Here is a 15,091-nt window from a genome sequence, read left to right on the forward strand (position 1 = left end):
GAAAAGATGGTTAAGACACGGCTCGGAATGAACTGATCATCGTTAAATTAAATTGAAAATATATCGCTAAAATCAATAGGCAGCCAGTCTTTGTAAGTTGATACAGGAACTGGCTGCCTATTTTGGTATAAAAAAGCACTGTTTTGGCATGTACCGAAAACAGTGCAGTTATCTTGGTTATATGTTTAACAGATCGGCAGGCTGGTGAAGCAAAAAGTCACCGTCCATGATCTTTTCAGGGGTAGCGGCGCCATATAGTGCTGCGGCAAATTTAACCCCAGCGGCGTGTGCGGCCTTTTCATCATTTATCGTATCACCAACATAGACGGCAGTTTCAGGTGCGGCATGCATTTGATCTAATGCTGCCAAAACCGGCTCTGGGTCAGGTTTATGGCGATCGGTATCATTGGAGGTGATGACAATGTCAAACAGCTTGGCAAAGGCAAATAGATTGGCAAAATGATGATCGTACTCATCACGCAGTTTGGAAGTGGCAATTGCGATTTGAATGTCGGGACTTTGCGACAATTTTAGCAAAGTTTCTGGAATGCCATCAAAAACCTGGATACGATCCTCTCGTTGATAAGCCAGCTTAAACCATTCCTGTTGCATTTGGCGACGCAATTTGTCATCGGCTACGCCAGCAATCTTTAAAGCGTCCAAACCGGTAATGCCAAATAAATCATGCTTTTTTTGCTCAACATCGGCCGGATCAGTATGGTAGCCGTGCTTCTCCAAGATTTCGATCATTGCCGGCATGTACATGTCAATCGTATTGATCAAGGTGCCATCAATGTCGAAAATATAGTTCTTAATCATAAAATCCTCCTGTGTACGATCATACCCTCAACGTTCAACGTTTCAATTGTACCGCAAAACTGAAATGAAGCCATTAGCCAAAATCATGCGTATTGCAGCTAAGTATTAGGCTAGAGCTCAGTAAAAGGCTTGATTTCAATCAAACCGAATGAGTGAGGCTGTGCGGTAAATTTGAATTCCAACATGCCACTATTGTTTGTCAGTAATTCGCGTTTTCTTTGTGGATGGTTGACTGCATTGATCCAAGCCGCGTCTTCATTGCTCATGATATTGTGAACGACTAAATCATTCAGCAATGATAGTGGATTTCCGTGATGCTCATCAACGTAGTAGGAGGTTGCCGTCATAGTTTGAGAAGATTCAATGATAACCTGCAGTTTTAAAATGTTGGCTGATTGATACAGGTTTTGAAGATTAAAATATGAGACCAGCGATTCAGCTTGGTTGAAATATTTAGTTACAAGATCGGTAGGATTAAAAAAGAAAATACAATAATGATCTTTTTCAATTTGATAGGCAACGTAATGCGATCCAGAAGCGATAATTGATGTAGAAGCGAATTGCTGAAAATAAAGAGCAAAGCAGCTAGGTTTAAAAAAGCCATCACGAGAAACGATGGCATTGCCACCCCACATTGGTCCGTGGGTGTCAATAAATGCCGACGAATAATCAGAAAAGGCATAGATATAAAGCTCATCACAATATAGCGTGGTTTGGAGCAGAAATTGAAGCAGTAGCGCGCCTTTTTCCAATGAATCATTAAAAATATTGCGGTCAGATGCGCTTAGTGAAAAAGATGAGATTAAAAAAGGAAGGTGTTTTTGACCACTGGCACTCCTAATCTGCTGAACTAATACATTACATTCTTGGATTATCTGTGCAAATGAGGAAAACGATTCTTTAAAACTGCCAATCCTGCTGTTGGAAAAGTCAGGAATAAAATCGCACGTAATAAAATCTAAAGGGAGTTTTGGCAAATATTTTTGACAAAAGATGCGAAAATTATTCAGATCATGTGGAACGACAAAACTGCCAGCGCCGACGTTTACTTTTGGTAGAATCTGCTTGATCAATTGGTAAACCTTTTGATAAAACAGTGAGAATTGTTTAGGCGAGTTAGTATCAACTGGGTCGTACCAAAATAAAAATCGCCATTTGCTGATAGTAGAGGTGGGGTACAGATTCTTAATAAAGGTCAGCAGCTGGACCAACCGACGATGGACAAAATCGTCAGAGGATATTTGAGGAATTTCGTTGATGACCACGGTTTGATTGTTGCTCTTAATATAGCGCGGCTTGATGGACAGTTGAATAATCGGTTCTAGCTGATGGCTGGTGATGAAATCAAAGGCGGCTTTAATAAAGGTTAAATCATCAAAACTCTGCAATGAGCTGCCAATGACGTTATCGGGGAAAAAAAAGCCATTAATGACGATGCGTTTGGTATTAAGCTTTCTAAGCGTATGCAAAAGCTGCTGCTGAAAGTTGTAATTAGCTAACTGGCTAATGCTGCCAACCACGATGCCAATCGGACACTTATGATGATATTTAAGATTAGTAAAACCAGTAATTTGGACTGTTTCATCCAGACTGCCGGTTTTTTTTATTTCAAGATGCTGACGAAAAGAACTGGGGGACATCTGGTATCGTTTGTGAAAAATCTGACTGAAGACGCTGTTGGAAGAAAAGCCAGATCGCAAAGCTACTTCAGCAATTGGCAGCTCCGTGTTGCGCAAAAGGTTGACGGCCTCTTCTAAACGTACGTCGATTAAGTATTGAGAAAATGACCGACCAGTCGCGTTTCGAATCATGTCCGAAATACGTTTTTTAGAAATATAAAACGTTGCTGTCAGGTCATTTAAGGTAAGACTGTCGGTAAAGTTTGACTGGATATAGTGCAGAAGATTACTTTCCGAAATAATCATAAAAAGTCCTCCTTGAATTTTAGTTTTTGCTTTTGTTTTGATATCTATTGCTAAAAAAATAAAACCTCTCAATAAAGAAAGCGGATTCTTTTTATCTTAACATAATAAACATCAAAGGAGGAAGATACCTATGGACACGAGCTTAACTAAAAATAAGACTGATGTTTCCTATTCAATGTTGCGTAAGATCGGTTATGGGATGGGTGAAGCAGGCAGCCAGCTGTCATGGACGCTGATTAGCTCATATTTAACTGTTTATTACTCAGATGTTGTTGGCTTGACGCCAATTATTATTTCGACTGTCATGTTGGTTGCGCGAATTTTGACTGCTTTTTGGAATCCAGTCTTTGGATCAATTGCTGAAAATACGCATACCAAATGGGGACGCTATCGACCTTATATTTTGTTTGGCACGCCTTTTTTGGCCCTCTTTAGCTGTTTGATGTTTTTAAACATTAACGGCTCAACTACGCTAAAGGCAATCTGGTGTACGGTAACCTATCTGATCTGCAGTATTTTATATACGATGGTTAATGGTGCGGAAACATACATTCCAATGTCAATGACCACTGTGAATACGGAACGGGTATCGTTGAATGCTGTCAAAGGTATTGTTTCCAATGTTGCGAGCGTAATTATGAGTGCGGTAACGATGCCAATGCTGATTTTCTTTGGTGGTGGCAATTCTTCAACTTCCAAGAGCTATTTCATGGTAGCACTGATTTTTGCAATTTTATCGGTGCCATGTTTCTACATTTGCTATTTTTCATCCAAAGAAGTTGTCAGTGGTGGATCACTAGCACAAAACGAAAAGCGTAACGTAATTGCTGAAATTTTCAAATCATTTTGGGAAACGATTAAAGATCGCGACTCAGGTATGCTGATTCTGGCGATGATTCTCTTTTTAACGGGAATTTTTGGCCGCTTAGGCGTGATGCTGTACTACTTCATCTACATCGTTCATAAGCCGATGCTGATGGCCAGCTTCTCAACGGCAATGATGCTGGGGATGCTGGTGGTAAATTTCTATACTCCATATTTGCTGAATCATTTTGATAAAAAGTATGTTGGCGTCTTGTCTTGTGTTTTAGAAATTATCTGCTGTGTCATTTTCTTTTTCTCAAAGAATTCTTTGGTTATTGTCATAACTGGTTTCTTCTATGGGGCATTTAACATGGTTACGCTGGTATCGCAAGGCCTGGTTGGTGAAATCATTGATGATCGCTGGTTAAGAACCGGTGTCCGTGCAGATGGCGTAATTGGTTCCTCAATTGGTTTTGCGGCTCAGATTGGCAACACGATTGGGGGAGCGATTGGGATTGCAATTCTGGGTGCTGTTGGGTATGTGGCTCATGCCGATCTTTCTCAAGCAGTGCTTACGCGAATGAATATCGTTATCAATCTTGGCCCAGCACTCTGCTTCGCTTTGGCGATTATTCCTTTCATGATGATTCGAATGACCAATAAAAAAGGCCGTGAAAATGAGACCAAAGTCAAGGCAATGACTGAAAATGAGCAATAGTTTAGGAGGAAAAACAATGCGTACCGTAAAGAATCCTATTATTCCAGGCTTTTATCCTGACCCATCAATTTGTAAGGCAGACGATGGCTATTATCTGGCCTGTTCCAGTTTTGAAATGTATCCTGGGATTCCGATCTTTTTTAGCACGAACTTGGTGGATTGGGAACAAATCGGCTATGCAATGACGAAAGAAAATGGCTTTCACGTTCGGGCCAATACCATGACTGGGGGCGTGATGGCGCCAACGATTCGCTACCATAATGGCACTTTTTATATCATTAATGCGAACTTTCAAGATAAGGGCAACTTTATCGTGAAAACGAATGATCCGCGGCAAGGCTGGTCAGATCCAATTTGGCTCGATGATATTCCTGGCATTGACGCGTCGCTGTTTTTTGATGATGATGATCAAGCTTACATTGTTGGAACTGGGAATGTCGTGCCAAATGGCGATCAAATGGAACCAGGGATCTATGTCTGCAAGTATGATATTGAAAAGATGAAGGTTATCAGTGAGGCGGTACCAATCTGGGACTCAGCTCTGCGGCATGCCTGGTCGCCAGAAGCGCCTCATATGTATAAAATCGGCGACTACTATTACCTCATGATCTCAGAGGGTGGAACGGAACAGAATCATGCGGTAACGGTAGCTCGCAGCAAAGATATTTTTTCATGGTTTGATGGCAACCCAGCCAATCCAGTATTGACGAATCGCAATCTTGGCTATAATGACGTTAAGCTGACCAACATTGGCCACGCGGACTTGATACAAGGCGAACATGACGAATGGTATGCTGTCTTTCTTGGTTCGCGGACCGTTGACGGCTTCTACAAGAATCTAGGCCGAGAAACGTTTATTTGTCCGGTAGAATGGCAGCATGGTTGGCCGTTCTTCACTCCTAAGACTGGCCGCGTTGAGAAGGAATACCAAATTCCAACGGACAAGTTCTCGCTGAGTACTCTGCATCTAACGACCAATCAAGTTTTTGATGGTACGACTTTGCCATTGGAATTTATTACCTGGGGAACGCCATATGGCCGCGTATACCAAAATGAAGCAAACGGTCTAAAGCTATTCTGCAATAAAGCCATGATCACGCCTAAGCTTTACTGGGCCTTAGATCACGAGCAGAACAGCAGTCGGGAAACAGGGATCAGTTTTGTCGGACGGCGCCAAACCTCAATTGATTTTCAAGCAGAAGCCAAATTCAGCTTTACTCCACGGCTTGAAAATGAAAGTGCCGGCTTTGTAATCATGCAGGCAAGCAACCATCAGTACCGAGTTGAGAAACGCCTGCTTGATGGAGAAATGGTCTTACGATTGATTCTTACTACGTCTTCAATGAACACGCTGCCACATATGCCAGGATTTAAGGCGGTTTCTAATGACAAGGTTTTATATCAGACTAAGGTCAGCGATGAAGAACTTGTCTTAGGGCTTAAGGCAATTGGCCAGCATTACCAGTTCTATGTCAAGGATGATGCTGGAATACACGAACTGGGGGATGCCCAGGATGGTCGTTTGATCAATCCAGAAGAAGTTGGCTGCATGTCCGGGACCATTATGGGGATGTTTGCAACTGGTAATGGTCAAGATACTGATAATACCGCAATCTTCAAACAGTTTGAATATCTGCCGCTAAGCTAGCTGTCTGACTCAGCACCCCAAAACACTCCATAAAAGATTTTAGAAGAAAACCGATTTGAGTTGGATTCATCTAAATACAAAAATGACGTTATCTTAAGCTTTTGCAGAGCTTAGATAGCGTCATTTTTTCAATATGTTTTATTTATTATTGCCGACAACACCGAAACCGCCGTCCCAGCCAATCTGTTCGCTGGCAGCCAGGGTCATCTGCAGAAAACCGGTTGCTTCCATTTCACGGGCCCGCTTGAGCTTGCCAGCATTCAATACCCGCAGCGCGCTGGATGCCAATGCCGATTTAAAAGCTGCCTTGGCTTCTTCATCATCGCCGGCAACCAGGACCGTTGTTGGCAGCTCGCCGATTTTGCCGCTCTGCAAAGTAGCTGCGAAATTAGTGTTAAAAGCCTTTAAAACCTTGCTTTCAGGCAGCAGCTCCTGCAATTGCTGGGCAGCTGAGCTATCAGCAGGGACGACTAATTCATCCCAGGTTTCAAAATTCAATGGATTGGTGATATCAACAACGATTTTACCAGTCAGTTCAGCTTGGTACTGCTTGGCAAGGGCCGCCAGTGCTGGATATGGTACGGCCATAATTGCGATGTCGCCAAGTTGCTGAGCGGTGTTTTTTGAGCCATAGTATTGAACGGTGTTGCCAGCTTCTGCAAAGTTCTTGCCGATTGCTTGACCCATGTTGCCTTTGCCAAAAATTGTGATTTCCATATGCTTCATCCTCCTGGTTTTAAAGTCTGTTTTCTTGTATCGTTGTAGTTTATAATAAGACTAAATCTTACTTTTAGTAAGTACCGACTTTTAAGTTCGCTACGCACTAAACAGTAAGAATAGTGAGATATCAAAGAAAAAGTAGGAATTATTTTGGCGAAAAAATTGGTTCAAGATGGCAGCTGCCCAGTTGCAACTACGATTTCGCTGCTGAACAGTCAATGGAAGATTCTGATCATGCGCGAACTGCTGTTGCATCCCAGCGAAAGATACAGTGAGCTGCAGCATAACGTTGCCGGCATCAGCCAAAAGATGCTTACCCAAAGCCTGCATGAGATGACGGCTGATGGAATCGTGCAGCGCCAGGTTTTTCCAGAAGTGCCGCCGCATGTTGAGTACCGTCTGACCGAGCTGGGCCAAAGCATGGATCCGATCCTAAAAGCCATGCATAACTGGGGTAATCAGTATCTGGCCAGTCATCCTGAAAAACGCAAGACTGATAAACAACCGGAAACTGATTTTGCGCAAAAACGACCATAATCAAAAACCGCTCTGCTTAAATCTTTAGGCAGAGCGTTTTGATTATTTGTTAAAGGTGTCAGATTCAACTTCACGGATAAAGTCAGCCAAATGCTTGTAGTAGACGTCAGGGTTGTCGATCATATGATGATGACCTCCATTTGGCGTGGTAACTAGCTTGGCATTTGGAATTTCTTTTTCCATGGTCTTGGCAGTATCCAAAGGCATGGTTTCGTGTTCCCCAAACGTCAGCAGGGTTGGCACTTTGATGTTCTTTAATTGGTCGCGGAAGTGCCAGTCTTTAAGCTTACCGGTAATCACGAACTCGTTATCGCCTTGGAAGACGTTGTAGACAGCCGTGCCGCCAAGATCCTTGACGTGGTAGAGCTTGGATGGCTGCTTGCGGTCGACGAAGTTTTCGTTAAGAACCTGGACGTCGGCTTGGTAGCGATCGTTGTCGTAGTCGTTGTTCTTTTCGCATTCCTTCATAAAGGCAACTTCTTCAGCTGGCAGGACGTCTTCGCGAACCTTGTTGACATGAGCAACGTATTCATCGATTTCATCAACCATTGAGGAGATGATGGCGCCTTTCAAGTGTTGACCGTATTTAACGGCGTATTCTTGAACCAGCAGCCCGCCCCAGCTTTGGCCAATCAAGTAGAAATTATCGATCCCCAGCTTTTGACGTACTTCTTCGACCTCATCCAAAAAGTATTCGTAAGTCAGGTATTTGTCGGCAATCTTAGGATCAGAATAGTCTGGCTGATCAGAATACAAAGAGCCTAATTGGTCATACATGTGAACTTGAACGTTAAGTCCCTGCTTTTTTAATTGATCGGCGGCATCTTCCCAGTATTCATGATTGCCGCCAGGGCCACCATGCAGTGCAAGCAGGTGAATGTCACCTTCACCTTGTGTGTTGGTCCATAAATGATAACCGTTATCAAGGGTTAAAATCGTTGTACCTTGTTTCAAAATCGTCAACTCCCATTCTCTCAGATATAAACGCTAAATAAATGGTTTAAAGACTATTTTACGTTTTTTATTAGATGACGTAAACCAAAAACACTGCCACTTTGGCAAATCTGACAGAAAAACTACGGTAATTTTTCAAAATCAGGCAAAAACAAGGCTGAATTTTCGGTCATGATCTGATAATTGATCTTTTCATTGCCGCGCAGAGTCATTTCATAGTCGGTACCGCAGATCACCAGCCGCAATTGATGCCCCCTTAGCAGTCGATGGAAAACAGGCTGCAGCGGTAAGGTGAGATCCACGAACTCATTTGGATAGAGCGGCTCCGTGATGGCCGGATCATGGGGGTTCTGCAGATTGATATGACCATAGGAGATCACTTTGTAAGGCGTAGGCTCATTTTGCAGCTTGAACTCGCGCAGATCATCATATTTCCAGTGATAGCCCAGCGAAAGACCGTTACGGCTCAACAAAACAGGATCCTCGGTTAGGCGCTTAGCCGATCCCTGGTCGATCAGAAATACGGAAAGCAGGCCATGATCATTGTCACAAGCCGCTCTTAGTCTTACGGTTGGCGTGCCGCGCAACAGATAGTCATCAGTCAGCGGCGCGGTCAGATAGCTGAGACTGAAGCGATTCTTCTCGCTTAGCAGAGCCTTTTTCCAATGAGCGGGATGAGCACACCAATCCTGGTAGATCTCGGTCTGCCATTGATAGTCGGTAAAATCGCGAGTTGGCGTTACCAATGGCTCTTTTTCACTCAGTTTTTGGTGAGCATTGAGATAGAATTTGACACTGTGATCTTCATCCCAGTTTTGGTAGGCCGTCCAGGTTTCTGGTAAGGCATTGTCTTGAACCAATACGGCCGGCAGAAGGTCGTCGGCATGATTGTCGATTTTCCAAAGCTTGTTGGAAAGCCAGAGATTCACCATGTCGGTAAAGTCCAGCGAGCGAAAGGCATTGATGTAGATATGCTTGCCTTGATGCAGGATCAGCTTGCTGTTGGCTGCATTTTTCTTCAAACCGTCATAAAGAGCTTTGACGTTGCTTGGCTTAACGTTGTCGTCATTGAGCCCATGGACCATCATAACGCTGGCTTTGATTTGATCGATCCGTTTGCGATAATTGCGGCGATTCCAAAAATCATTGTAGTTGCCGGTTTGACGATCCATTGCCAGATTCATCTGGGCCAGATAGCGATTATTGATTTTCTCAACCCGCCGATAGTCGCCAGGCCGCTTGGTACGGCTAAAGCATTCGGCTGCCAGCGTATCGGCATCTTCACCTTGAAAACCACCGGCTGCTCTGACCAGGCCATTTTCACGGTAATAGTCATACCAGCTTGAAATGGCGGCTTCACTAATGATGGCTTTAAGTCCCTTCACGCCAGTCGTGGCAACTGCTGTCGAAAGCGTTCCTAAGTAGGAGCGGCCGGTCATTGCTACATTGCCGTTACACCAATCTGCTTTGACGGCCAGACCGCTGGTGCGATCAGAAAAAGCCGTGCGATCGCCATGTAGCCATTCAACTACGGCCTGCATTGATTCAACCTGTTCAGGCGAGCCGCATGTCTGCAGACCATCAGAATCTCTAGTCCCAATTCCGGCACAATAGACGGAAGCAAAGCCGCGGGGCGCCAGATAGTCGTTTAACGTGTAGGCTGGCGTCTGACTAAAGGTTTCAGTAGCTTTTGCGGACCCCTTAATCATCTGATGACGTGGATGGACATTAAAAGTTGGCTCAGCAGGTGAGACCTGATCTGGTTCTTTGCGACTCAAAGTTTGATTAACATTATGGGTTGCTTTTACGCCCCATTCATCGTTGGTTCCTTGGTTGTATGGACTGGCGGTAAAGACGGCGGGGACTTTTAACCCTTGATTGGATTCAGCGGGCCGCATGATTTCAACTTTTACCAAATCGGCTTGATCGTCAAAGTCAGTATCAACATCGGTCTCCACGTAGACGACCTCATAGATGAAATCGTGCGGATCAAAAACGGCGAGCGACTTGCCATTAAAAAAGATTGGCTTTTGATTGGCTGACAGCTTGTGAGTCCATTTCAGCAAACCTTGAGCCGTTAATGCATCCAGCAGCGTTTGGCCATTTTTGGTATGAGTGTTCAAAAGATCATAGAATGCGGCAATCACGTCTGCGGTCGTCCATTGTTCAAAATGATGGTGCAAAAGCTGCATCTGATCCATCGCCGCCAATGGATCAGTAATTGAAAAGTCAATTGCCGGTTCAAATTCTAACAGCTGCAGGCCGACAAGATAGAAAACCTCGTCATTGAGCGGCTGCTTGCTTGCCAGCCAGTCAGCCAGGCTCAGCTCAGGCGTTGCCAAAACGTCTTGGCGCCAACGCTTCAATGCCGGTTCAGAAGTGCAGCTGCAGTTGATTCTTTCCAACAGCGTCTGCCACATTTGATTAGGCGTAAGCGTGCTGCTCTCGCTTGCTTTTAGAAGATGAATGGTCTGGAGTTCATGGCATTGCTGCTCAAAAGGCAGACTCATCATGGCAAATTGATTGTTTTTCATTGGCAAAACCTCCCCAAATCACGCTAAGCACTTATGCTTATTAATTAGTGAATATTTTATAACATTCTCACGTTTTCTGGGGTATTGGACAGCATAATTGCCTTAATCTTTATTAAAAGACTGGTCATAAATGATTCTAAAAGGAACTGATCAGCCATTATTGACAAAAAGAGACGGTTTTGCGATCAAATCGCAGAATCGTCTCTTTGTCTTAGTTAGACGTCAAGCTTCAAGCTACCCACTGCTTTGACGCGAACTTGAGCAGAACCGCCTGGTAGATAGGCAAGCGGGATAATTTCGATATTAATGATTTCAACGCTGGTTGGATCCGCGCCAGCACTGATTGCATTGCTGACTGCCTCGTTTTTGGCTTTTTTTAGTACTTCTTCTTTATCTTTGCCTTCAAAGCTGTAGATTCGGTTAACGTCGCCACTGACTTGTCCCAAAGCCGCACCCACTGCATTGGCTGCATCATAGTGGTCTGGACGGTACACTTTGCTGATGCCCTTGATCTGATCGTCAACCAAAAAACTACCGCCACCGGTGAGAATCAAAGGGATATCACCGCTTTTAAGCTTCATTTGATCAAGCGAGTCGGCAACGGTCTGGTTGATCGCGGCTAATACGCTGTCAGCCCATTCCTCAGAAATATCAGCAACCTTGTCCGATTGATCATGAAATGCACGATTAAGTCTGGCTGCATTGTCAGAGGCGGTCTCAACATCTCCGCCAAAGACTTTCGACTTAGTGACGATTTCATATCCGACACTGTCTGGTCCAACCGTGAAACCATCATCATTTCTATGGATCACGGTACCACCGCCAATACCAATTGAAAGAATGTCTGGCATACGGAAGTTGGTTTCTACGCCGCCAACCTGTGCTGAAAGGGAAGATTGGCGTGGAAAGCTGTTTACCAAAACACCGATATCGCTGGTAGTGCCACCAACGTCAAGTACCAGTGCATTTTTAATGTCTGAGAGATGGTAGGCACCACGAATGCTATTGGTAGGCCCGCAGCCAATGGTAAAGATCGGATATTTCTGAGTAAACTCACCAGTCATCAAGGTTCCATCATTTTGACTGAAAAAAGTTTGTGCTTTGATGCCAAGTTCTGCTAAGGCACTTTCAAAGCCATTTACGATTTGCTCGCCGATTGTCATCAAAGCAGCATTTAAGATTGACGCGTTTTCTCGTTCAAGCATGCCGATGCCGCCAATCTGATGCGACAAAGTAATCTTAACATCATTGCCTAGGTCCTCTTTGATCCATTGCGCGACTTGCAGTTCTTGAGTGGGATTTACTGGTGAAAAAGTCCCCGCGATGGCAATGCTTGTTTTTTTATCTTTTAAGTTAGCACAGAATGCATCAACCTCATCACGATTCAGTTCGGCAATTTTACGGCCATCATATTCATACCCGCCGGAAATGATAGCAGCTTTTTCATTAACGGCTGCTTTCAGATCGGCAGGCCATTCCATATAAGGGGGAATGCCAACTGATGCCGGCTTGCCGATTCGGAGATAAGCGACCTTGTCCAGACCCTTGCGCTCAACGATAGCATTGGTGGATTTCGTGGTTCCAAGCATGGCAAAACCAATCTTACTCTTATCTACATGACTTTCAGCCAGTACTTTAGAGATTGCATTGAAGATACCACCTTGTACGTCTTTGGTAGTGTGTGCCTTAACCGTGTAGATAACGTTCAGCTGGTCGTCCAGAATTGCAGCATCGGTATTCGTACCGCCAACATCAACGCCTAAACGATATGCCATAAGCTATTTCTCCTTTCCCTGCAGCTCTTCTACTGGAATATAGTCGACATCATAGCCAAAGTAGCGTGGTCCTGCCGTTTCGATGCCAATAGGAGTACGCCATTGCGGATCACAAGGGAATGACACAACCTTAACGCGTGATCCGTATTGCAGACGCTCTGACGTAATCGGAAAGGCGCTCTCAATATCCAAGGCAACGATTAGATCAGGAACCGAGGCTAAGATCTCATCACCCTCCTTGGCAACCAGTGTTTCGTTTTGGAATTCGAGACTGAACGTTTTCCCTCGATAGTTGTTGAGCCCCTCGATTTGTGCGGTACCAAAGTTAAAGCCCTGCTTGGTTTCGCGCGTTACAGCAGTCACTTTGCCGTCGTATAGCTCAAAACCGTTGAGTCGATCCAATAGCGCTTTGAAGACGTCATCATAATCTTCTTGATGCATCAGAATCTCGCCAATCTCACGAGCCAATGAAAGAGTACCGTTTACGACAGATCCCTTGACGTCCTTGCCAGCTAAAAAGTAGTCAGAGACAGATGCTGAACCGCCCATTTGAACGGTTAGGGCGCGAGACATGTATTCTGACCAATAGGCGTTGATTGGCTTAAGCAGGGCAACGTTGCCTTTTTCATCGCCAACGGCTACTTGTTCAGGCTCCAGGCCATGGAGGTGGAAAGTTTCCATCTGTGCTTCAGGAAAGGCTCGGCCAATTGCATCGGCATCCAGAATTGGCAAGTGCAGTTTGGCCGCCGCACCGACTGGATAAAGTGAGTTGATGCCACCGACTTCAATTGGAATGATAACATCAGCTTTTTTACCAAATGCGCGTTCAAGTTCTTGCAGAGGGGTCGTCAGCTCAATCTCAGAAGGCAGTTTCTCCAATGATACGGTTGGCGCTCCCATTCCAGATACGGGAACGACGTATTGATCGTCCTGCAACTCATCGATTGAGATCAAATTTACGGGACCATACTTCTGAATCATGCTCTTGGCAAGCAAACGGCCAACCTTGGGATCACCACCACCGCCGGATCCTAGTACAGAAGCTCCGACTGAGATGTAGTCAATGTCTTGTTCGGTTAGTTCTCTCATGGTTTCTCAACCTCCAATGTCTCATCTTTCTTATTCTTTGTAAGGTAGCTCAGCAGCAGCTGCATGAAGAAACCAACCAGAATTCCGTCCAGTGGTGGTATCTGCGTCAGCTTAATGATACCCAATCCAGTTGGCGCGTCAGTCGTTAAATAAGTGACTACGATGCCAACTACCCATGAAGCCATTGAACGCCACACGATCGATTTAGGCTCTTCACGGTTACTGATGCGATTGAACTCTTTTTTGATGAAGTAGAATTCAGCAATGTAGATACCAGGGACCGGTGCGATGAAGATACCCAAAATATTGAGAAATGGCACGAACTGGTTGTAGATACCGAATACCCCGAGCAACGTACCGATTGTACCCAGAATCAAAACCAGTGTACGAAATTTGACTTTAGTAAAGATCACATTGAATCCTAGAGAAGCAGAGTAGAGGTTACTGGTGTTGGTAACCCATTGTGTTAAGGAGAGGACGATGATGCCTGGGATGCCCATGCCAATCATGATCAGCATTTTCATCATGTCCGTGCTGCCGAGTGATTTACTCATGAAGATTGATACCAAAATCATAAAGGAGTTACCAATGAACATCCCGAAGAAGGTTCCGATAATGGAGTCTTTTTGGCTCTTAGCCCAACGTGAGATGTCTGGTTGGGTAGCCGCACCGACGATAAATGAAGAGATAACCAACGCGATTGCAGAACCAAATGGTAAAGTTGCAGATGTCTGAGTTTTTGGCAGTCCATGTGTCCGCAGTGCGATAAACAGCGCAATCAGCATCAGTATCAAGAGGAACGGTACCGAGATTTCGCTTAGTTTGGAAAAAGCCCGATATCCATAAAGCGTCGTACCGACCATAAAAATACCCGCAATAATTGAAAATACCCAAGTTGGCCAGTTGATGCCAAACGCGCTGATAAAAGCTGTTCTTGCGTTGTCTGCAAAGAACCCGACTTGCACGCCAAACCAGCCTAACAGTGAAAGACCAATCATTGCTGAATATGCAAGCGTGCCTTTCTTGCCAAAGACATAGCGAGTAATCATTGACGTTGACAAGTTGGTAGCCGCGCCGACAGAAGCCGTAATCGTACAAATCGTTGCCAAAATAAACGACCCGATAATTACAGCCCAGATTGCTTTATCAAGAGGCAGTCCCTTTGCCAGCTGCACGCCTAAAATAACGGCAGCCAGATCGACGCCAATTGCGACCCAAATGGAAAACAGCGATATCCAGGACTTTTGTTGTGACTTTGGAACCTGCTTCAAAGAGTAGTCTGAAGCAAAGCTTTTTTCTTTTTGTGCCATAATAATTCCCCATCCCCTCCGAATGTTAATGAATAGTTAAAATTTAATTAAAAATTATATAATCAGTTTAATAAAATCGACAGATATTAAATGAATATTTTTACTTGATTAGATAATATATATACGATTAGTTGCTTTGAATAAGAAATTTTAAACGTTTTTTGAATATTTAAATCTTTTAATTTAAAATTGATTCATTTTATAAAGCCCTAGATGATGGGAAAAATCTCTGTTATTTATTAATAAATAAGGGAGGGG

General features: G+C 44.2%; 11 protein-coding genes. 3 read left to right on the forward strand and 8 right to left on the reverse strand.

From position 1 onward, the window contains the following. Window positions 1-177: 177 nt before the first annotated feature. On the reverse strand, window positions 178-819 hold the full coding sequence (locus tag FC47_RS00915) for an HAD family hydrolase (RefSeq protein ID WP_056967558.1): 642 nt from the start codon (window positions 817-819) through the stop codon (window positions 178-180). 110 nt (window positions 820-929) lie between these two features. Further along, window positions 930-2,816 carry a helix-turn-helix domain-containing protein gene (locus FC47_RS00920; RefSeq protein ID WP_155519123.1) on the reverse strand — a complete coding sequence of 629 codons (1,887 nt, stop codon included), beginning with the start codon at window positions 2,814-2,816 and terminating at the stop codon, window positions 930-932. 58 nt (window positions 2,817-2,874) lie between these two features. On the opposite strand from FC47_RS00920, the gene FC47_RS00925 reads away from it, so the two are divergent. Together FC47_RS00925 and FC47_RS00930 are read left to right on the forward strand one after the other, a co-directional pair. After that, window positions 2,875-4,266: an MFS transporter gene (locus FC47_RS00925; RefSeq protein WP_056967560.1), complete on the forward strand. Its 1,392-nt coding sequence runs from the start codon at window positions 2,875-2,877 to the stop codon at window positions 4,264-4,266. A 16-nt stretch (window positions 4,267-4,282) separates the two neighbouring features. Continuing rightward, a complete protein-coding gene (locus tag FC47_RS00930) occupies window positions 4,283-5,914 on the forward strand; it encodes a glycoside hydrolase family 43 protein (RefSeq protein WP_202812957.1) in 1,632 nt (543 codons plus the stop codon). Between the two features lie 138 nt (window positions 5,915-6,052). Here the strand turns inward: FC47_RS00930 and FC47_RS00935 are convergent, their stop codons facing one another. Continuing rightward, window positions 6,053-6,631: an NADPH-dependent F420 reductase gene (locus FC47_RS00935; RefSeq protein ID WP_056967562.1), complete on the reverse strand. Its 579-nt coding sequence runs from the start codon at window positions 6,629-6,631 to the stop codon at window positions 6,053-6,055. A gap of 153 nt (window positions 6,632-6,784) precedes the next feature. Here FC47_RS00935 and FC47_RS00940 point away from each other — a divergent pair, with 153 nt between their 5' ends. Beyond that, the gene (locus FC47_RS00940) at window positions 6,785-7,171 is read left to right on the forward strand and encodes a winged helix-turn-helix transcriptional regulator (RefSeq protein ID WP_056967563.1); all 387 of its coding nucleotides are present in this window, start codon (window positions 6,785-6,787) and stop codon (window positions 7,169-7,171) included. 42 nt (window positions 7,172-7,213) lie between these two features. On the opposite strand, the gene FC47_RS00945 is transcribed toward FC47_RS00940, so the two are convergent. The 5 genes from FC47_RS00945 to FC47_RS00965 form a co-directional block, all read right to left on the reverse strand. Continuing rightward, the gene (locus tag FC47_RS00945; protein WP_056967656.1) at window positions 7,214-8,125 is read right to left on the reverse strand and encodes a proline-specific peptidase family protein; all 912 of its coding nucleotides are present in this window, start codon (window positions 8,123-8,125) and stop codon (window positions 7,214-7,216) included. Window positions 8,126-8,247: 122 nt separating this feature from the next. Next, the gene (locus tag FC47_RS00950; protein ID WP_056967564.1) at window positions 8,248-10,659 is read right to left on the reverse strand and encodes a Xaa-Pro dipeptidyl-peptidase; all 2,412 of its coding nucleotides are present in this window, start codon (window positions 10,657-10,659) and stop codon (window positions 8,248-8,250) included. Window positions 10,660-10,874: 215 nt separating this feature from the next. Further along, entirely contained in the window at window positions 10,875-12,434 is a 1,560-nt protein-coding gene (locus FC47_RS00955; RefSeq protein WP_056967565.1) for a hydantoinase/oxoprolinase family protein, read from the reverse strand. A 3-nt stretch (window positions 12,435-12,437) separates the two neighbouring features. Next, on the reverse strand, window positions 12,438-13,523 hold the full coding sequence (locus tag FC47_RS00960; RefSeq protein WP_034540629.1) for a DUF917 domain-containing protein: 1,086 nt from the start codon (window positions 13,521-13,523) through the stop codon (window positions 12,438-12,440). Beyond that, window positions 13,520-14,833 carry a cytosine permease gene (locus FC47_RS00965; protein WP_056967566.1) on the reverse strand — a complete coding sequence of 438 codons (1,314 nt, stop codon included), beginning with the start codon at window positions 14,831-14,833 and terminating at the stop codon, window positions 13,520-13,522. Before FC47_RS00965 ends, FC47_RS00960 begins: the two co-directional genes overlap by 4 nt. Between the last annotated feature and the right edge of the window lie 258 nt (window positions 14,834-15,091).

Source organism: Limosilactobacillus mucosae DSM 13345, from assembly GCF_001436025.1.
Lineage (GTDB): Bacteria > Bacillota > Bacilli > Lactobacillales > Lactobacillaceae > Limosilactobacillus > Limosilactobacillus mucosae.

Coding starts and splice junctions, on each gene's coding strand:
- FC47_RS00915 (WP_056967558.1), bottom strand. CDS start 819: ATGATTAAGAACTATATTTTCGACATTGATGGCACCTTGATCAATACG.
- FC47_RS00925 (WP_056967560.1), top strand. CDS start 2,875: ATGGACACGAGCTTAACTAAAAATAAGACTGATGTTTCCTATTCAATG.
- FC47_RS00930 (WP_202812957.1), top strand. CDS start 4,283: ATGCGTACCGTAAAGAATCCTATTATTCCAGGCTTTTATCCTGACCCA.
- FC47_RS00935 (WP_056967562.1), bottom strand. CDS start 6,631: ATGGAAATCACAATTTTTGGCAAAGGCAACATGGGTCAAGCAATCGGC.
- FC47_RS00950 (WP_056967564.1), bottom strand. CDS start 10,659: ATGAAAAACAATCAATTTGCCATGATGAGTCTGCCTTTTGAGCAGCAA.
- FC47_RS00955 (WP_056967565.1), bottom strand. CDS start 12,434: ATGGCATATCGTTTAGGCGTTGATGTTGGCGGTACGAATACCGATGCT.
- FC47_RS00960 (WP_034540629.1), bottom strand. CDS start 13,523: ATGAGAGAACTAACCGAACAAGACATTGACTACATCTCAGTCGGAGCT.
- FC47_RS00965 (WP_056967566.1), bottom strand. CDS start 14,833: ATGGCACAAAAAGAAAAAAGCTTTGCTTCAGACTACTCTTTGAAGCAG.